The sequence below is a fragment of the Shewanella sp. 1311 genome (assembly GCF_059338235.1).
The window spans coordinates 5,082,003-5,101,369 of record NZ_CM181686.1 but is presented as its reverse complement, the minus strand read 5'-3'; the positions used below and the strand labels follow the sequence as shown (position 1 = coordinate 5,101,369).

Here is a 19,367-nt window from a genome sequence, read left to right as displayed (position 1 = left end):
CAAATTGTACGCAAAGGTAAATTTTAACCATAAAAAAGGCGACCACTTAGGTCGCCTTTCATTATCGGTATTATCAAGCAGATGGCTATTCGGGTTTGATCAACTCAAAATGCTGGTATGCCCGTGCGGTTGCAATTCGGCCGCGGGGCGTACGTTGGATAAACCCTTGTTGGATCAAGAAAGGTTCTAACACATCTTCGATGGTTTCACGTTCTTCGCCTATGGCCGCGGCTAAGTTATCTAGCCCAACGGGCCCGCCCATAAACTTATCGATAATGGCCAGTAATAGCTTGCGGTCCATATAATCGAAACCTTCACTATCCACATCTAACAAGTCTAAAGCGTGTTCGGCCACAAATTTGGTGACAGCGCCGTCATGCTTCACCTGCGCGTAATCCCGTACGCGGCGAAGCAATCGGTTAGCTATTCGCGGTGTGCCGCGTGAACGGCGTGCGATTTCAAATGCGCCTTCGGCATCAATATCCAGCTCCATTACCTGCGCCGAACGCTTGACTATGGTGCTTAAATCTTTGATGTTATAAAACTCAAGTCGCAGCGGGATCCCAAAACGCGCCCTCAGTGGTGAGGTTAACGCCCCTGCCCGTGTTGTCGCGCCCACTAGAGTGAACGGCGGTAAATCAAGCTTGATAGAACGCGCCGCCGGTCCTTCACCTATCATGATATCCAGCTGATAATCTTCCATAGCAGGATACAAAATCTCTTCTACCACAGGGCTTAATCTGTGGATTTCATCGATGAATAACACATCACCGGATTCAAGATTGGTCAGGAGAGCTGCGAGATCCCCCGCTTTTTCAAGAACTGGCCCCGAGGTGGATTTAATGTTTACCCCCATCTCGTTCGCCACAATCATAGCCAAGGTAGTTTTTCCCAATCCTGGCGGACCGTAGATCAGCATATGGTCTAAGGCTTCATTACGATTCTTCGCCGCTTGAATAAACACCTTAAGCTGCGCCCGAGTGTCATCTTGGCCAGTGTATTCATCGAGCATTTTAGGGCGCATCGCCCTGTCGATGGATTCATCTTGAGCTTGGATCTGCGGCTGGATGAGTCTGTCGGCCTCAATCATTGTTCTTCCTTCTCGCAGCTTTCATCTTAATTATCATCATTATTCAATTAAAGCATCGACTTAAGGGCTGCTTTGATCAGAGTTTCTGAATCCATACCTTCTTTGTAGGCTGCAGACACTGATTTGCTCGCCTGCGGCGGTTTATAACCCAGCGAAATCAAAGCTGAAATGGCATCTTCTTCGGCACTATTGACTGTCGGCGCAGGAGAGTAATTAGATTGCAGCACAAACTCACGCTCTGAACCTGCTGAGGCTTCCATCAAGCTCTTGAGCTTATCGCGCATTTCTACCAGTAACCGCTCGGCGGTCTTCTTGCCCACACCGGGCAATTTCACTAAGGTCACTATGTCATTACGCTCAACACAACCGACAAATTCACCTGCAGTCATACCAGATAAAATGGTCAGTGCGAGCTTGGGACCCACGCCATTGGTCTTGATCAGTAAGCGAAATAACGCCCTTTCCTGCTTAGTGATAAAACCATAGAGTAACTGTGCATCTTCACGCACCACAAAATGGGTGTAGACCATAGTTTCATGGTTAACTTCAGGCAGCTCATAAAAACTGGTGAGCGGCATCTGCAACTCGTAACCCACACCATTAACATCGATCAAAATTTCTGGCGCTTGTTTCTCAACTAACACGCCCCGTAAACGACCTATCATCTGTACCGTCCGTATGTTCTTGCCGTTGCCCGGCCACTCAATGCAATTAAACTCTGGCTGGTGTGATAATGACACACAGCAACACCGAGTGCATCTGCGGCGTCAGCTTGTGGGGCTGCGGGTAATTTAAGTAGTTGTTGGATCATGTGTTGTACTTGGGCTTTTTGTGCTCGCCCCGTACCAACGACTGCGCTTTTAATTTGAGTCGCACTGTATTCCGCCACAGGTAAATTGGCGACCGTGGCGGCGACAATGGCCGCGCCGCGTGCTTGGCCAAGCTTGAGCGCAGAATCAGCATTTTTTGCCATAAATACCCGTTCAATCGCAAATTCGTCCGGTTGATACTGACGAATAATTTCAGTGATCCCATCAAAAATTTGCTTTAGCCTACCAGGAAGCTCTTCAGACGAAGTGCGAATACAGCCACTGCCGAGGTAAATCTGATGCCGTCCCTGACATTGGATCACGCCGTAGCCTGTGATCCGTGAACCTGGGTCAACACCTAAAATAATTGCCATTTAATGCCTTATATGGGATCTGAATGTTCGTCTCAGTTCCTGGATTAGCGAGTGTCCTACGTTAGCGTGTGCGAGCTGAAATTGGTCTAGATTGACGCCCAAATCCAGCTCACATTTAATCTAACCTAGGCTTGCCATCACGTCATCGGAGATTTCCGCATTATGATACACTTCTTGCACATCGTCATGATCTTCAAGGGTGTCGATAAGGCGCATAAATTTTTCGGCGGTGTCTAGATCAAGCTCAGCTTTCGTCGAGGCTATCATCGCGATTTCGGCATTATCCGCCACAAAATGGGCTTTATCGAGTGCATCTTTCACCGTATAGAAATCAACGGGATCGGTGAAGACGTCAATCGCGCCATCATCATAGCTGACAATATCTTCCGCGCCTGCTTCAAGCGCCGCTTCCATCAATGCATCTTCATCGGTTCCCGGCGCATAGGATAACACCCCACGCTTAGTGAATAGATAAGAAACCGACCCATCCGTGCCTAAGTTACCGCCCGATTTACTAAACGCATTGCGCACACCGCTCACAGTCCGATTACGATTGTCCGTCATGGTTTCGACCATCACAGCGGTGCCGCCTGGGCCATAACCTTCATAGAGAATGGTTTCGAGTTGCTGACCTTCCAACTCACCGGCGCCGCGTTTAATCGCGCGCTCAACCGTATCGCGGGTCATATTGCCGCCGAGGGCCTTATCAATGGCGACACGTAATCGTGGATTGGAATCGGGATCTGAGCCGCCTTCACGGGCTGCGACGGTTAATTCGCGAATGAATTTAGTAAAGAGTTTACCGCGTTTAGCATCTTGAGCTGCTTTACGGTGCTTAATGTTGGCCCATTTACTGTGACCTGCCATGGGAAGTCTCCTTAACTTAGGTGTCATCGCATAGCTTATCAAGAGCCGAGGTGTAATGGATTGAATAACGGCTATTTAGAATTGAACTAACAGATATTGATAAGCAAAGAAATGACGGTTCACTAAAACAGACCGAGGCTTGCGCCTCGGTTTTCGGTACGACTAAAAATAACTGATAAGGACTAATGCTAATAGACTAACGCCAATCGACTAATGCCAATCGCCTTTCACAAAACGAGTTACACAACGTCGACTTGAATAAGGTCGATTTGCATCAGATCGATTTACAAAAGCCCTGTTACGAAAGATCAGTCTTCCGTTTTAACGGCTTTCTCAACCACGGCAATGCCAAGTTCAGCTAACTGCTGTGGATTAGCAAATCCTGGTGCGTTAGTCAGCGGACAAGCGGCTGTTGTCGTTTTCGGGAACGCCATCACATCACGGATTGAGCTAGCGCCCGTCATCAGCATGATGATGCGGTCTAAACCAAATGCTAAACCTGCATGTGGCGGAGTACCGTAACGCAGCGCTTCTAACAGGAAGCCGAACTTCTCTTTAGCTTCTTCGTCGGTAATACCCAAAATACGGAATACCGCAGACTGCATTTCTTGGTTGTGGATACGTACTGAACCACCGCCTAATTCGCAGCCGTTTAATACCATATCGTAAGCATCAGAAACACGATTTGCTGGGTTAGCTTCAAGTTCTGCCGCCGTTACGCCGCGCGGTGCGGTGAACGGATGGTGAACAGCGTGGAAATTGCCGTTGATTTTCTCAAACATTGGGAAGTCAACCACCCACAGTGGACGCCATTCGCCTTGTAATAAGTTGAAATCTTCGCCCGCTTTAAGACGCAGTGCGCCCATAGATTCGGCAACCACAGTCGCTTGGTCAGCACCAAACAGAATAATGTCACCGGTTTGCGCGCCAGTGCGGCTGACGATTTCATTGACTATGCTTTCGTTTAAGAATTTCAGCACAGGTGATTGAATGCCCTCTAAGCCAAGGCTTAGGTCATTAATCTTCATCCACGCTAAGCCTTTAGCACCATAGATGCCAACAAACTTAGTGTAATCATCTATTTGCTTACGAGACAGTGCAGCGCCGCCTGGAATACGCAGTGCAGCAACACGGCCTTCTTCATCATTAGCAGGACCAGAGAATACCGCAAATTCCACTTCTTTGAGTAAATCGGCAATGTCCACCAGCTCTAATGGATTACGTAAATCTGGCTTATCTGAACCGAAACGACGCATCGCTTCGTTGTAGGTCATGCGTGGGAACTCGCCCAGATCGACGTTCAGCATTTCAAGGAACAGACCGCGCATCATCTCTTCGGTTTTCGCCATCACTTGCTCAGAGCTCATGAAAGACGTTTCGATATCGATTTGGGTAAATTCTGGCTGACGGTCGGCACGTAAATCTTCATCACGGAAGCATTTTACGATTTGATAGTAACGATCAAAACCTGACATCATCAGCAACTGTTTAAACAGCTGTGGCGATTGTGGCAAGGCAAAGAACTGACCTTTATAAGTACGGCTTGGTACTAAATAATCGCGGGCACCTTCTGGGGTTGCCTTGGTCAGGATCGGTGTTTCTATGTCTAAGAAACCGTTTGAGTCGAGGAAACGACGCACAGAACTGGTCACTTTAGCGCGGAAAATTAATCGCTGCGCCATTTCTGGGCGACGTAAATCTAAGTAACGATACTTAAGACGTTGCTCTTCGCTGTTGTTCTGGTAGTTATCCATGCTCAATGGCAGTGGATCGGCAGCGTTGATAATAGTCAAGGCTTGGCCTAAGACTTCAATCTCACCCGTCTTCATTTGACCATTGACTTGGCTGTCAGGACGGGCGCGAACTAGGCCTTTAACCTGAACGCAAAATTCGGCGCGCAGCGTGCTGGCGACATTGAACACCTCAGGTAAGTCTGGATCATAGACCACTTGGATCAGACCTTCTCTGTCTCTTAAATCTAAAAAGACAACGCCACCCAAATCACGGCTACGATTAACCCAACCTACCAAGGTAACTTCTTGTCCAACGTGAGACTTATTGACGTCTCCACAATAATGACTGCGCATCTAACTCTATCCTTTATCCGGAAACCGGTGCTTTGGAAATAATCAAAACGAGATAAAAGCGACATTATAGTAAAATAATGCCGATTACCAAAGTACTTCACACTTAGGCGGTGAAGTATCAAACAGTTTTACGCCCTTGACTAGAGGCGAACGCACTATCTGAGCATGAGCGTTCAAAAAAACATCAAGCTGAGCGATAACAACGCCCGCCGCAACTTTTTGCTTGGTACATCAGTTGATCGGCTTTTTTCAATAAGCCTATCGCGGTATCACCATCGCGAGGATAAATCACCACGCCCATACTGACCGCTATGCTGACACTGACGCCTTGAATAAGCAAAGGGCTCGACAGTGCCTGTAGAATATTATCAGCAACTTGGGTTGCAGCATCGAGATCTTGCACACGATTTAGCAGGATAACAAACTCATCGCCGCCAAATCGCGCCACGGTATCTGAGCCACGGATAACCTTGGTTAACTTTTGGGCGACCTGTACCAGTAATTCATCGCCAATCGGATGACCATGTTGATCATTGATTTGTTTAAACCCATCCAGATCGATAAATAGCAAGGCAAAATGGGCTTGCTCGCGCTGATGGGACAGCAAAGCTTGGGCTAATCTGTCATCGAGCAAGGCGCGGTTAGGTAACTGAGTCAAAGCATCGTGGTTCGCCACATGCAACAAACGTTTTTCAGCGACTAATCGCTGGGTGATCTCACGATTTAAGCGGCGATTCACTAACAACACTGCCACCATCACTAAGCACAAAATAATCACGCCAAATACGATATAACGCAGCCATTGCAGATATTTAGCGCTCTCTGTCGCGACAGAAAATGACACCCAACGCGCATAAATTTGCTGTTGATGCTGAGCGTCAATCAAGGCTAAGGCTTTGTTAATCAGTGGCACCAGCGGCGCAAATTGAGGATAAACACCAATATGGCTATGCTGATCGGCAAGATCACTCAGCAGCGACATTTTCAGCGTCGGGTAGTGACTGGTTTTAAGTTCGGAGGCCAATGTCACCACTTTATCGATAAACACATCCGCATTGCCATTCGTCACCGCCGCCAATCCCGCCTGCGTATTTGGCACTATCACTAACTTGAGTGAAGGTTCCAGACTCATCAATTGCGCCACCAAATGATAGCCTTCGACCACGGCCACCCTTTGCCCTGCAAGCTGGGCAATATTGAATACCGAGACTTGCTCCAATTGCGACACTAATGCCCACGGCGATGGCCAATATGCCTCACTAAACGCTAAACGCTGCTGGCGCTCCGCCGTTTGGGCGACACTACCAGCTAAACTTACCTCACCCTTTTGCAGTGCGTCGATTAACGAATGCCAATCATCAAAGGCAACGGGCGTGAGCTTAAGTTTGAGCTGTTCCTTGAGTAATTTGACGATATCGCTATTGATCCCCGCAAACTCGCCCTGCTCATCCATAAACTCCATCGGCGGCCACTGCTTTAAATAGCCCACTTTAAGCTCGCCTACACTTTCCACATAGGCCTGTTCTGCTGGGCTTAGGCTGACATGGCGCTCAGCTTGGGTAAAAACATGATCTTTGGGATTGAGCATCCATTTATTTTCAATATCGGCAAACTCTTGATTGCTAATATTGTTAAAGCCATTGGCGATCCGCTGCGTCAGGCCAGGATCATCACTGCGAGTCAGCACATAAATGTTGGTGCTAAATTCGAGATTGGGATACTGGCTAAAGTCAGACCAACCTTTATTGAGCAGTAAATAATGGGATGTCCATGCACCCGAAGCCACAAAGCCAACAATCTCGCCCGATCTTGCGCCCGCGACCATGGCATCCATATTGTCGTAATAGCGCAGTGCCATTTGGGGTAAGGCTTTACGTAACTCCACCAGATAAGGCGCCGTCGGCACCACCCCGATACGTTTACCTTTTAAGCTGTCTAAATCGGTCAACTGCTGCTGAAAGAGAAACAAACGGCTCTTAACCGTATATAAGTGCCAAGCCCGATTAAGCCCCGTTTTGACATCATCACTCTCTGGATAACCAATGTGCGCATCGGCAAGACCACGACGAACGTCATCCACACTGGAGTTCATATCGCCAGAAATAAAATCAACGGCGATACCGGTCTTCTCGGACCACAATTGCCACATGTCCACATACAAGCCATGGGGTAAACCATCGACCCCTAAGTCCACAAAAGGCTCGACGCCCAGTTGCATGGAAATAACAATCCCAGCTTGTTGACGTTGATAGCCAAGCCATCGTCGCTCCGTTTGTTGGATAAAGTGCGGATCGAGCGCGGTGAAACCTTTATTGATCCTATCAACTAAATCAAGATTGCCCTTTTTGACCGCAGGAACAAATTGCATCGCCTTAATTTGGATACGCGCCGTATTGGGATAATTCGCGGCAATCTCTTGGGACGAAGCGGGATCTTTCAAATAACCTTCTAAGCCCGCAAACACCATAATCTCACCAGCGGCAACCCCCGCGAGTAATTTCTCACGACTTTCGTAACGTTTAAACACGAGCTGAGGTTCGATACGGTGCAATTCCGCTTCGTGGGATGAAGCCGCCACCACACCAATTTGAAAGGGAATGAGTTCTTTAATGGACTTTTTACCCTGCAGGGATTTATGCAAATACAAAAAGGTACCAACATCGGCGATGGGCACAGCAAAGTCGAACTCTTGCTCACGCTCTGGGGTTTTCCCCATGCCGATATGCACTTGCGCCTTACCTTGCCGCAGTTGATCAAGGGACTCGTGCCAATGGCGCGCCACAAAAACTACTTGGGTATGGCTTTGTTTCGCCCACTCTTTCCATAAATCGACCAGTAGTCCGGTCGGCTCGCCGTCGTTGTCGACATATTGATAGGGAAAGCTATCTTCACCCATCACCACGATTAATGGCTCGTCGGGCAATGGAGTTGCCTGCCCTGTTATGCTCAAAAAACAGCTGCACAAGATCACAATTAAGTGGATCACAAACTTCAAGTTGAGCCCTTAGTACTTGATGTACATGTAACGATTTTGTTATCTATGGCGTATTAGACAAAAATTTATCGCAAATTACCAGTATGAGACTTGCTGCTAATCGATCGGATTCGTTAAAATGCCGGGTTGAATTCCCATGAAAAATCTCAGATGAACGTTTATCAAGACACTATCTACGCTCAAGCGAGCGAGCATATTAGCGATTTCCAGTTTGATAACCGTGTAGCAGGCGTGTTCAGTGACATGATCCGCCGCTCCGTGCCTGGATATACGCAAATTATCAATACCATAGGCGATTTTGCAGATCGTTTCGTCATGCCAAATACTCAAATTTACGATTTGGGTTGCTCACTCGGCGCCGCGACCTTAAGTATTCGTCGCCAAATCCAAGGCCGTCAATGTCGTATTATCGCCGTGGATAACAGCGAATCTATGGTTGCACGCTGCCAAGAGAACCTGAATGCCTATGTCAGCGATACGGACGTCGATCTGGTTTGCGGAGATATTCGCGATATCGATATTCAAAATGCCTCACTGGTGGTACTCAATTTTACCTTGCAGTTTTTACCGCCAGAAGACAGAGAAACCCTGATAGCCAAAATTTATCAAGGCCTAAACCCCGGTGGGATTTTAGTGCTGTCGGAAAAAATTCGCTTTGAAGATGCCCCGATCCAAACCCTATTGGAAGAGCAACATTTAGACTTTAAACGCGCCAATGGCTACAGCGAACTCGAGATCAGCCAAAAACGCAGTGCGCTGGAAAATGTCATGAAGCCTGACACCTTAACCACGCATCAACAACGCCTAACCAGCCAAGGCTTCAGTCACTTTAGTCTCTGGTTCCAATGCTTTAATTTTGCTTCTATGGTGGCCATCAAGTGATCAGCTTTAGCTCGTTTTACCAACAAATCGCCGATTCAAATCTACAACACTGGCTCGAAACCCTGCCGAGCATTTTAGGCAAGTGGCAACGGGATCATAAACACGGCAACTTGCCAAAGTGGGAAAAAGTGCTCAACAAGCTGAACTATCCTGCACCCGACCAAGTAGACTTTATCGATAGCGTGACCGTCGGTAGCGGCGAGCAACTTAGCCCTGGCGAGAAAGAGAAGCTTGAGAACCTACTGCGCCTATTTATGCCATGGCGTAAAGGCCCCTTCCACATTCATGGCATTCATATCGATACTGAATGGCGCAGTGACTGGAAATGGGATCGCGTGAAGCAGCATATTTCACCGCTGAAAAACCGCACTGTGCTCGATGTCGGTTGCGGCAGTGGTTATCACATGTGGCGCATGTTGGGCTCAGGTGCCAAACGTGTCGTCGGTATCGACCCTTCGCCGTTGTTTTTATGTCAATTTGAGGCGGTAAAACGGTTAGCGGGCACACATCACCCTGTGCACCTGTTGCCTCTTGGCATTGAAGAGTTGCCACCGCTTGATGCATTCGACACCGTTTTCTCCATGGGCGTTTTGTATCACAGACGTTCGCCTATCGATCACTTGTTACAACTGCGTGATCAGTTGCGCACCGGTGGTGAACTAGTGTTAGAAACATTAGTGATAGATGGCGACGAAAACGCCGTACTCGTGCCTCAAGATAGATATGGCAAAATGAATAATGTATGGTTCATTCCGTCCGTTGCCGCGCTGATGCTCTGGTTAAAAAAGTGTGATTTCACCGACATACGTTGTGTCGATACCGATGTCACTGCCCTTGCTGAGCAACGCCGTACCGACTGGATGCCCAACGAGTCACTGGTTGAATACTTGGATCCTAACGACATCACCAAAACGGTTGAAGGTTATCCTGCGCCCAAACGCGCCACGATTATCGCGGTGAAGAACCAGCCTAATCAGGATTTAATCAGTTGATCTAATATAAGATTTACCGCTAACAGGAAGCACTATGCTTAAGCATCTGCTCGCTATTGTCATTGCCACTACACTTGGGGGATGTGCAATGACAGAACCGACCACCCATGCCACAGTTCCCGTAGATGCTGCCACATTCAATACCCGTTTAGCCCAGCAACAAAACTCGCTGATTGAGGTCATCAATCAGCGATGCCAACCTCAAGATACGGCGCCACTCGTGCAACTGCACGAGCAAGTGCAGCGACTGCAACAGCAAGTCGCGAGTCTAGAAACACCCAAAGCTAAAACCGTTGCCGTGCCCAAACAATGCGCCCGCACGCCCTTAGGTGACAAGTTTATCTTAGGTGAAGTCGAAAGCGTGTTTGTGGATGAACTCAACACGTATTTTGCCACCCGAATCGATACGGGCGCTGAGTCTTCCTCTCTCGATGCGCGCAATATCACCCTGTTTGAGCGCGATGGTATTCAATGGGTACGGTTTGAGGTATTCACTCAGGGGGCAAACACTCCGCCACAACAGTTTGAGGCCAAAGTCGTGCGCTTTGTCCGCATTAAACAAGATGCGAGCGAGAAAGAAGATCGCCGCCCTGTGATCCACGCGCATCTTAAAATTGGTCAATATGCTGCAGAAACCGATCTCAACCTCACCGACCGCAGCCACCTCGATTATCCGTTACTACTTGGACGCAAGTTTATGAAAGACATTGCCGTAGTCGATGTCAGTCAACGTTATGTCCACGGCAAAGTAACAAACCAAGTAACCTCGGCGCAGTGAGCACGCTTTGGACTAAATGGCCGAACTCAAGAGGCGTGAGCACCAAGAGCGATGAATGTCCAAGCCAGGCGTCAGGCGTTGACTTTGTATCAGCTTTGTATCAGTCACGCCGCCGCTCAAATTCACCTTTCACAACAACAGCTTAAAATTATTATTTTTCGACAACTTAACACGCAAAAAAATAGCTCAGCCAACGCAGGCGTCGTGACTATCACACTAGTGACAATCACATCTGTTTTTTAATAGACAATCCCGCGTTGACATAACACTGAGTAGACACAGCACTAGATGGCCAAACACTAAGTTGACCTAATACTAAGTAGTCCTAACAAGAAGGATCCATAATGCACTCACGCAACCCTTTCTATATCTTGGTGGCAGTGCTCTTTATTGTCGGCATCGGCGCCAGCATTTACCGCGGCGTCGAGCATAACGTGCCCTTTTTGCCCGGTAAGCAAGTTCAAAGCTGGGCCGTGGAAGCCAAAGTCAGTTTTCAAGGTACGGGTGAGCCTGCAGAAGTGTCTTTCTCTTTACCGCAAGATCCTGCCTACCAAGTGCTGGTCGAAAATGCCAGTTCACCGGGTTACGGTTTAACCATCAATCATAATGACAACGATCGCCGCGCGGTTTGGTCGATACGCCAAGCCCTAGGCACACAGGATTTATATTACAAAGTGACACTGGTGCCGACAGGGCATACCGAAATGTCAGCGACTCAAACTCCCACAGCGCCCGAAGCCTATTCATGGCCCGCGACTGAACAAGCCGCCGCAGAGCAAGTGATTGCAGATGCCTGGGCTCGCAGCGCGAGCAACCTCTCCTTCGCCCAACAATTGATGGCATCGATAACCGAGCCTAAACGCAGCCAGAATATCGAGCTATTGCTCACAAGCCAAACGCCGACCCAACTGTTTTTACACATGCTACACAATAAGGGCATTCCTGCGCACAAGGTCAGCGGTTTGTATTTAGAAGATCAACGCCGTCGACAGCCCTTATCGCCCTTTGTTGAAGTCTTTCACGACGGTCAATGGATACTGTTCGATTTAGTCAAAGGCAAACAAGATCGCCCCCAAAACCTGCTGCTGTGGGAACGTGCGGGCCACTCAGTGCTTGATGTCATGGGCGGCGTTAACTCGCAGGTGAACTTCGCTATGCTGCAGGACACCCGTTCCGCCCTTGCGACGTCTATCGACATGATGATGAACAACAATGCGCTCGATTTCTCCCTCTACCAATTACCCCTTGAGGAGCAAAGCCTTTTTAAAGGGATCTTGCTGATCCCCATTGGCGTACTGATGGTGGTATTTTTGCGGGTGATGATTGGCATTAAAACCTCAGGGACTTTTATGCCAGTATTAATCGCACTGGCCTTTATTCAAACCAGCTTACTCACCGGATTAATTGGTTTTTTGCTTATCGTTTCCTGCGGACTCGTCATCCGTTCCTACCTGTCCCATTTAAATCTACTGCTAATCTCACGGATATCGGCAGTGATCATCGTGGTGATTGGGATCATCGGCGTATTCACACTGCTTTCCTACAAGTTTGGTTTGAGTGAAGGCTTAACCATTACTTTCTTCCCGATGATTATTCTAGCGTGGACCATAGAACGTATGTCGATTCTGTGGGAAGAAGAAGGTCCGAGGGAGGTCATGCTCCAAGGTGGCGGCAGTTTGATGGTTGCCACCTTGGCCTACCTCACCATGAGCGCAAGCTGGGTACAGCATTGGGTGTTTAACTTCCTCGGGATTCACTTAGTGATCTTGGCCTTAGTATTACTTATGGGGCAATACACTGGTTATCGCCTGCTCGAGCTCAAACGTTTTAAATCATTGGCGGGAACATAAACATGGGGTTCGCTTGGCCGTGGGAGCTACGCAAAAATGGCGTGCTTAATATGAACCAACGTAATATCGATTACATTGGCCGTTACAATCCGCGTAAATTTTATAAACGCGTCGATGATAAGTTGATCACTAAACAGCTGGCCTTGGCGAATGATATTGCGGTTCCTGATCTGATTGCGGTTGTACGCGAACAACACGAGATAGCGCATATCCCTAAACGCATCTCAAGCCGAAGTGGATTTGTCATCAAACCCGCCAAAGGCTCGGGCGGCAAAGGCATTATAGTGATCACTAAGGTCGATAATGGGCGCTACTTTAAACCCAGTGGCCACGAGATCAGCCTCTCTGAACTTAACCGTCATGTCTCCAATATTCTCAGTGGGTTATTTTCACTCGGCGGTAAACCCGATGTTGCCATTATCGAAGGCCTAATCGAATTCGATCCTGTGTTTGAAGGCTACAGCCATGAAGGGGTACCCGATATACGCTTGATTGTTTTTAAGGGATTTCCCGTGATGGGCATGCTGCGTTTATCAACTGCGGCATCCGACGGCAAAGCCAACTTACATCAAGGCGCTGTGGGTGTAGGCGTTGACATTGCCTCGGGAAAAGGGTTACATGCTGTGCAATTTGATAGACAAATTGAGTTTCATCCCGATACAGGTAAAAAACTCACCGATATCATAGTGCCCCATTGGGAAAGCTTGCTCCATACGGCTTCCAGCGCTTATGAAATGTGTGAAATGGGTTATCTCGGCACTGACATGGTGCTAGATCAAAGCAAAGGCCCTTTACTACTTGAACTCAATGCGCGCCCGGGACTGGCGATTCAGATTGCAAATGGAAAAGGTATTTTGCCTCGTCTTAAGCATGTTGAAGCCATGTCATCTCATTCTATGACAGTTGCAGAACGTGTTACCTATGTTAAAACCCACTTTACTGGTTAGCCTGCTTGGCTTAAGCCTTTATGCTACGAATGCCGCCTATGCGGCGCCAAGTGCTGTTCCCCTCTTGGTTGAGCAATGTCTACGTTTGCCAAACATTGAGCTCGCGTCAGCCTTCGCCAACGCGCGCTTAACGACGGCGCAATTAACCTTGGCCCAGCGCGCGCTTATTTTCGAGCAACAGACGATAGGACTCAATAATATCAACGACAGGCTCAACTATTACCGTGGGTTTAACTTACCGAGTGAAGAACGCGAAGGCTTACTGCAATGCCAGTTACACCTCGCCGATACTCTGTCGCAACTTCTCAACCAAGCGGAATTTAGCCAACTGGCTTACGCCTTAGCCCAAGGTAATGCTGAACAAATACTGTTGAGCCAACAGCTTAAACACTTGCTACAACAGCATTGGAGCGCCGAGGAAAAAGCGAAACTGCATACGGCGCAGGCCAGCATAGGCCAAGGGTTAGGCAGCCAACAATTTAGTCTTGCCTTCAATGACAACCAATGCCAACCCGAAGCGACTCAGCAGCAACATCATCTGCATGAAGAAGAGGATAAAAGTAACGAGCCGAAGCGCAGCAGTGCAAAGCAAAGCGATTTTTCGGGCACTATCGTCAGCTACTTACTGACACAGGAAAACGCCGTATGTCGCCAAAATGTATGGCAGGCATACCAAGCCAGAGCGAGTGAAACCAATCAAACGGCATTACAGCGAATTGCAGAGCAGCGCCAACAAGCCGCCACGGCGGCAGGCTTTACCGATTACAGCGCATTAGCGCTTAATTCGCAGCAGTTATCATCCCCTGAGTTGGTCAAAGCCTTTCTTGATAGCCAAACCCAAGATTTGCAAGTGGCTCCCTGGGATATTGGACGTACCCTGTCACAACAAGCATCAGCCAAGGGCCCCACATGGCAGACCCCAGACGTCTTGAGTCGCAGCTTTACTTATCTGCAAGTGTTTGGTTTGCAGTTTGAGACCATAGCAACCGCCAACGCCGAGAAAACACCAACCGATCCTAATCGGCCGCATATTGTCAGGGTCTACCACCAGCAAAGATTGTTGGGTGAAATCTATGTAGCGTACAACCAAAATCCACAGCAAAGTAGTCAACAGCAGACATTGCGCCAAAGTATACTCGGCCAGCAATTTGGGCAACAGGCGTTGGATCTTAAGCCGCAACTGAGTAACTACAAAGACATTGAACAGTTAACCGAATCCATCGCAGAAGCAGTGACTTCCCTTGCTAAAGCGAGCCATTTTTACCTCAACAATGCAATGGGACAAAGTCAGGATAGCCATTTTGTGGCGAGTCTCTGGTTAGCTGAAGTACTGCGCCATCAACTCTTTCCGCAATTTGAGCAAAGCTATTTACAAGAGCGTGAAACACTGGCTAAAGCTTATTCGAAACAGCTCAAAGTCTTTCGCGCTAAGGTTGCAGTCAACTTTTATCAAGACGCAAATTCACAAATCTATCCGGATATCGGTGCAGAGTTTAGTGCTAGCTTTGGTCAAGACTGGCTGCAAACCAAGGATTATCCCTATAGTTTCAATGCTATCGCCAACGAAGGGCCGCTATACTACCAATCGCTCTGGCAAGCATCGTTAGCCCAGCTGATTGATCAAGCCACATTAGGCTGCCAAGACAAACTTCAATTATTCAATTTGTTAGTCGTCAATGAAGACGCTTTAAACCTAAGTGAACAATTGAATGCCATTATTGGTGCGCCCGTTGACAGCGCTTCGCTGATCCAAAGGATCTCCAATAGCGCCGCTTCGGAGCATACTGGTAATTCTAACAATCAAACTTTCGACGCCACAGGTTCTTGTGCGTTTTAAGAGTGAATACATAAGCTGTGTTTGTGACTCGCTCGGGCACAGACACAGCAAATCGTCATGATTCGCCTCTCGAACACCTCAATAACTTAGCGCGACATAGATAGCAGTATGTAGTGAGAATGACTGACTCTATGATATTTAATTGAAAAAGTCGTAAGAAGTGGCCACTATAAGCCTCAATCTATCGTTTTTTTGAGATTATAATGACTCGAGCTAAATCTACCTTAGAACAATGGCGTATTTTGCAAGCGGTGGTCGATTTTGGCGGCTATGCCCAAGCGGCCGAAAAACTCAATAAGAGTCAATCGTCGCTCAACCATGCGGTTGCCAAATTACAGCATCAGTTAGGTATCGAACTACTCGAAGTCAAAGGCCGTAAAGCCTATCTCACCCAGCAAGGCGAAGTACTGCTGCGCCGCTCACGGCATGTCACCCAAGCCGTCAACGAGTTAGAACAACTTGCGAGTAATCTCGAGCAAGGGTGGGAGCCGACACTCACGATTGCCCGTGAAATTATCTATCCGATGGAAAGCTTAGTGTGTGCCCTCAATGCATTTCTGCCCCACAGCCGTGGCACTCGCATCATCATGCTGGACTCAGTGATCACCGGCACCCAAGAGCTCATTCTTCAGAGCAAAGTTGATATTGCTATCTGTGCAGGGGTGCCGCCCAAAGGGTATTTATCCGAACCTTTATGTGAACAAGAACTCTACCTCGTCTGTCATCCAAGTCACCCACTCGCTGACTTAGGTTCGATTGAAGACGATAAGCTACTGGCACAGTATTTACAGTTAGTGATCAAAGATACCGGCGTGCAATCCAATATCGACATAGGCTGGCTCAAAGCTGAGCAGCGCTGGACCGTTTCTAACTTCCACGAAGCAAAAGTCATTTTAAACCAAGGTATTGGTTTCTGTTGGATCCCGTCTTTTTTAGTCCAAGAGGAATTGGCTTCGGGCAATTTAGTGCGTTTACATCTTGATGGCAGTCAAAAACGCCGCATCATGTTAAGCCTAGTGATCCCCAATAGGGATCAACAAGGACCAGCATCCAAACTGCTTGCCTCTTTGATTTTAAAACAGCATGGAATTGAACCGACAAATAACAATTAATAGCATGAAACCAAATCATGGGAATTGTTAAAGCTTAAACTTACACACTAAAGTCAACATAGCGCGCTGGTTGCTGACCCAAGTATTGCGGCTGAATAGACTCACTCTGCAGTGACGCACTGCGATTCTCACTCGCACTGATGCTTGAGGGCGACTCGTTTATCTCGTTGGTATCTTTTGCTGCCAGAGTTGGCAGAACAGTAGCGGATTGCGCATTATTAGGTAGGCAGCTCGTTTACAGGGGCGAGATTAGAAGGCTGAATATTGACTTGCGGTGTTATACCAATCGTATTAAATATCTGTTCATTCAGCGGGAGTTCAAGGCGCTTTAGACAAGGCGAAGACTTTAAGGGCATAGTGGCGCTCTGTCGAAAGTCTTAAACGCAGTATAAAGCGCGTTGAAACCCGCCCTTCGGGAGCCACACAGGCACCCCATTCCCGTGTTGCATTGACTTAAAAGGGAATAACCATTTCTGCGTCAATGCGCCTTGGATTGAGATACCTGTGAGGCTCTGAACTGATTAGATATTCAATGTGATTGCTATTACGTCAGCACGGACTGAAGGTCCAATACTGGCTTGTGCAACAGCGACATAATAACGACTTGCTGTACTATCGAGTCTTGGAATAAAACGGGTCGCTAAATCAGCAGCAGTTGATGCTTTTCCAAATGCTAAGGTTGCAGTCGGTGGCTCAATGGTTTCCACTGCCGTTGGGGTATTAACTAAGCCGCTGGTACTAAAGGTATTAGATGGAGTTTCCGAACTAGGATTAGAGCTAGTATCTGTCGTCGCTGCGGTTTTGGCCCTCTGCGCTTCAACCCTTTGAATAAGCTTATCGACTGCATCTGATACTGGTGTTGAGACGGAATTTTGAGGCTGAGCAATATTCCCTGACTCATCGACGTTCCCCGTTACTACGGGTGTGTGTTCTTGCAACGGCGGTAGCTCTTTAATCTGCGCATCGGCGCCCACTAAGATTTGGGTTGTTTGCAAGTCTACAATCTGTTGTTGCCGCTCTTCAGCAAGCTTCACCTTTGCTTCATTCATTTTTTGCAAAGCTTCCGCGGCAACGCGGATATCCGCAGATGAAGGATCAACCGGAGCCATTGCCGCCGCGTACACTTGCTTCATTTTGTTTATTGTTGCAAGTGGATCGCCTCCGACAGCAGAAACATCGATCTGCACTTCACCATCGGTGGCATAACGTTGGCCATCGGAGCCCTTCTCATACTTAAAACTCGGACTCTGAGCGTATTGCCCGCCGACGGTGGCATGGGCATGTTCATGGGCTTTAACCTCAGAATCTCTGGCCTTAAGTGAATCAACTTGTTGTTGCTGTTGCGCCTGCGCTTTTTCTTGGGCTTGCTTCACTTGCTCCTGAGCTTGCTGTGCCTGTGATTGCGCCTGTGATTGTTGCTGCTTTGCTTGTTCCACTGCTGCAGCTTGCTGTTTCTGCGACGCTTCTTCCTGTGCTTGCTTTTCAAGCTGATTATCATTTTTAGCAAAAACATCAGCTAAGGCTTGCTGACGATCATCGGGGTTAGACGCTATAGCAGGATCTTCTACCTGACTGACTTGAGCCTTAGCGTCACCGAAAACCTGAGTAAATTGTTCCAACACTGTCGGTTGAGCCACTTCATTGCGAGCGGATTGTTCTACTGCTTGTGCAAAGTTTGACTGCTCAACAGTCCCTGCACTCGCAGCTGAACTATTACTACTACTTATATTTCCAGAATTTCCAGAACTGTTATTTACAGAGCTATTACCTGCCGAGTTAGAGGTGGATGAGTCAACTACCGCAGCTCCAGTAAAGACAGTTTGTGGCCCAAACACTGCGGCTAAATCAGGCGTTATTGGAGAAACACTGCCCGTACTCGATGGATTGAAAGCGGGAATATCTGTGCTACTCGTGCCAATTGAAGAACTCGGAGGCGTAAAAATATTAGCTGGAATACTGCTCGTGACACTAAGACTCGGACTTGTTGTAGATAAGGCGTTTGCGCCAAGGCTAGTTCCTATAGTACTCATGATTGATGAAAATGCCGAAGTCGACACAGGTGCGGCAATTTGTCCCCCACGCACACCAGAAATGGATCTTGGCCCCGTTAATAAGCTAAAACTGGCATCGGCATGTAAACTCGCCCGATCTTTTAACCCATTGACTCGAGGAGCATTGGTTTGAGGAAGTGTAACCTGCGGCCTTGATTCAGCAAAAGGACTGGCCTTTAGTGCTTGGCTTGCGCCATTAAACGCTGGTAGTACAGGCGTAGCATCAGCAATTGCAAGCAGCGCTTTTGCAGCATCAATGCCAGCAACATTTGAACTGATAGGTGTCGCGGTATTTGTCCCGTTGAATAAAGGCGCTGATGATATAGCGGCAGGCGTTGCAGAAAATGTTTGAGTGCTCGAGGGCAATGAACTAGCAGCCGAAGAACTCGCGTTAAAAGACACATTCGGTGATGAGTGCAGAGATTGGGAAACGTGAGTTGCTAATGAAGCAATAGGCGCAGCTTGAACCGGAGCGGTTGAGGTTCCAGTAAAATGTGGTTCATAGGCACCACTCGCTTCAAATTTTGCGGAGCCTGCAGTGTGAGCGCTGGCTCCTTGATAAGTGCTATTAGCTTGACTCTGGATTAGGCTCTGGCTTTGAGCCTGGCTTAGATTCGAGCTTAGCGTCTTATCATGTGCCGAAAATGAAGAGGATGGCGCTCCAACCTGAGGTGATAGCGCCACAACCGACATGAT

The 19,367-nt window shown here is 48.0% G+C and carries 14 protein-coding genes and 1 pseudogene; 7 read left to right on the top strand and 8 right to left on the bottom strand.

What is annotated here, in order from left to right; translation table 11 throughout:
* Window positions 1-85: 85 nt before the first annotated feature.
* The 6 genes from ruvB to AC5YB3_RS22350 form a co-directional block, all read right to left on the bottom strand.
* Window positions 86-1,090: a Holliday junction branch migration DNA helicase RuvB gene (gene ruvB / locus AC5YB3_RS22375; protein WP_259504153.1), complete on the bottom strand. Its 1,005-nt coding sequence runs from the start codon at window positions 1,088-1,090 to the stop codon at window positions 86-88.
* A 47-nt stretch (window positions 1,091-1,137) separates the two neighbouring features.
* Window positions 1,138-1,755 carry a Holliday junction branch migration protein RuvA gene (gene ruvA, locus AC5YB3_RS22370; RefSeq protein ID WP_494526211.1) on the bottom strand — a complete coding sequence of 206 codons (618 nt, stop codon included), beginning with the start codon at window positions 1,753-1,755 and terminating at the stop codon, window positions 1,138-1,140.
* A complete protein-coding gene (gene ruvC / locus AC5YB3_RS22365) occupies window positions 1,752-2,273 on the bottom strand; it encodes a crossover junction endodeoxyribonuclease RuvC (RefSeq protein ID WP_006081743.1) in 522 nt (173 codons plus the stop codon). The genes ruvA and ruvC overlap by 4 nt, the downstream gene beginning before the upstream one ends.
* A 120-nt stretch (window positions 2,274-2,393) precedes the next feature.
* The gene (locus tag AC5YB3_RS22360; protein WP_012089297.1) at window positions 2,394-3,140 is read right to left on the bottom strand and encodes a YebC/PmpR family DNA-binding transcriptional regulator; all 747 of its coding nucleotides are present in this window, start codon (window positions 3,138-3,140) and stop codon (window positions 2,394-2,396) included.
* A gap of 308 nt (window positions 3,141-3,448) precedes the next feature.
* Complete coding sequence (gene aspS, locus AC5YB3_RS22355; RefSeq protein WP_012089298.1) at window positions 3,449-5,227, bottom strand: aspartate--tRNA ligase; 1,779 nt, start codon at window positions 5,225-5,227, stop codon at window positions 3,449-3,451.
* Window positions 5,228-5,411: 184 nt separating this feature from the next.
* Window positions 5,412-8,222: a transporter substrate-binding domain-containing protein gene (locus AC5YB3_RS22350; protein WP_494526210.1), complete on the bottom strand. Its 2,811-nt coding sequence runs from the start codon at window positions 8,220-8,222 to the stop codon at window positions 5,412-5,414.
* A gap of 150 nt (window positions 8,223-8,372) precedes the next feature.
* On the opposite strand from AC5YB3_RS22350, the gene cmoA reads away from it, so the two are divergent.
* From cmoA to AC5YB3_RS22315, 7 genes are all read left to right on the top strand, one after another.
* Complete coding sequence (gene cmoA, locus AC5YB3_RS22345; protein ID WP_494526209.1) at window positions 8,373-9,104, top strand: carboxy-S-adenosyl-L-methionine synthase CmoA; 732 nt, start codon at window positions 8,373-8,375, stop codon at window positions 9,102-9,104.
* Complete coding sequence (cmoB, locus tag AC5YB3_RS22340; RefSeq protein WP_494526208.1) at window positions 9,101-10,096, top strand: tRNA 5-methoxyuridine(34)/uridine 5-oxyacetic acid(34) synthase CmoB; 996 nt, start codon at window positions 9,101-9,103, stop codon at window positions 10,094-10,096. The genes cmoA and cmoB overlap by 4 nt, the downstream gene beginning before the upstream one ends.
* Before the next feature lie 34 nt (window positions 10,097-10,130).
* Complete coding sequence (locus tag AC5YB3_RS22335) at window positions 10,131-10,874, top strand: ATP-dependent zinc protease family protein (protein WP_494526207.1); 744 nt, start codon at window positions 10,131-10,133, stop codon at window positions 10,872-10,874.
* A 344-nt stretch (window positions 10,875-11,218) separates the two neighbouring features.
* Entirely contained in the window at window positions 11,219-12,724 is a 1,506-nt protein-coding gene (locus AC5YB3_RS22330; RefSeq protein ID WP_494526206.1) for an inactive transglutaminase family protein, read from the top strand.
* Window positions 12,725-12,726: 2 nt separating this feature from the next.
* Entirely contained in the window at window positions 12,727-13,671 is a 945-nt protein-coding gene (locus AC5YB3_RS22325; RefSeq protein ID WP_006086787.1) for an alpha-L-glutamate ligase-like protein, read from the top strand.
* Complete coding sequence (locus tag AC5YB3_RS22320) at window positions 13,646-15,508, top strand: M3 family metallopeptidase (protein ID WP_494526205.1); 1,863 nt, start codon at window positions 13,646-13,648, stop codon at window positions 15,506-15,508. The genes AC5YB3_RS22325 and AC5YB3_RS22320 overlap by 26 nt, the downstream gene beginning before the upstream one ends.
* 203 nt (window positions 15,509-15,711) lie before the next feature.
* Complete coding sequence (locus tag AC5YB3_RS22315) at window positions 15,712-16,620, top strand: LysR family transcriptional regulator (RefSeq protein ID WP_006081753.1); 909 nt, start codon at window positions 15,712-15,714, stop codon at window positions 16,618-16,620.
* A gap of 218 nt (window positions 16,621-16,838) precedes the next feature.
* Here AC5YB3_RS22315 and AC5YB3_RS22310 read toward each other — a convergent pair.
* Together AC5YB3_RS22310 and AC5YB3_RS22305 are read right to left on the bottom strand one after the other, a co-directional pair.
* Window positions 16,839-17,043, bottom strand: a pseudogene (locus tag AC5YB3_RS22310) (hypothetical protein).
* Window positions 17,044-17,141: 98 nt separating this feature from the next.
* Entirely contained in the window at window positions 17,142-19,364 is a 2,223-nt protein-coding gene (locus AC5YB3_RS22305) for a putative metalloprotease CJM1_0395 family protein (RefSeq protein ID WP_494526204.1), read from the bottom strand.
* Between the last annotated feature and the right edge of the window lie 3 nt (window positions 19,365-19,367).

What these genes read in the sequence shown, in the direction of transcription:
- ruvB (WP_259504153.1), bottom strand. Translation starts at nt 1,090, where the DNA reads ATGATTGAGGCCGACAGACTCATCCAGCCGCAGATCCAAGCTCAAGAT.
- ruvA (WP_494526211.1), bottom strand. Translation starts at nt 1,755, where the DNA reads ATGATAGGTCGTTTACGGGGCGTGTTAGTTGAGAAACAAGCGCCAGAA.
- ruvC (WP_006081743.1), bottom strand. Translation starts at nt 2,273, where the DNA reads ATGGCAATTATTTTAGGTGTTGACCCAGGTTCACGGATCACAGGCTAC.
- AC5YB3_RS22360 (WP_012089297.1), bottom strand. Translation starts at nt 3,140, where the DNA reads ATGGCAGGTCACAGTAAATGGGCCAACATTAAGCACCGTAAAGCAGCT.
- aspS (WP_012089298.1), bottom strand. Translation starts at nt 5,227, where the DNA reads ATGCGCAGTCATTATTGTGGAGACGTCAATAAGTCTCACGTTGGACAA.
- cmoA (WP_494526209.1), top strand. Translation starts at nt 8,373, where the DNA reads ATGAACGTTTATCAAGACACTATCTACGCTCAAGCGAGCGAGCATATT.
- AC5YB3_RS22335 (WP_494526207.1), top strand. Translation starts at nt 10,131, where the DNA reads ATGCTTAAGCATCTGCTCGCTATTGTCATTGCCACTACACTTGGGGGA.
- AC5YB3_RS22330 (WP_494526206.1), top strand. Translation starts at nt 11,219, where the DNA reads ATGCACTCACGCAACCCTTTCTATATCTTGGTGGCAGTGCTCTTTATT.
- AC5YB3_RS22325 (WP_006086787.1), top strand. Translation starts at nt 12,727, where the DNA reads ATGGGGTTCGCTTGGCCGTGGGAGCTACGCAAAAATGGCGTGCTTAAT.
- AC5YB3_RS22320 (WP_494526205.1), top strand. Translation starts at nt 13,646, where the DNA reads ATGTTAAAACCCACTTTACTGGTTAGCCTGCTTGGCTTAAGCCTTTAT.
- AC5YB3_RS22315 (WP_006081753.1), top strand. Translation starts at nt 15,712, where the DNA reads ATGACTCGAGCTAAATCTACCTTAGAACAATGGCGTATTTTGCAAGCG.
- AC5YB3_RS22305 (WP_494526204.1), bottom strand. Translation starts at nt 19,364, where the DNA reads ATGTCGGTTGTGGCGCTATCACCTCAGGTTGGAGCGCCATCCTCTTCA.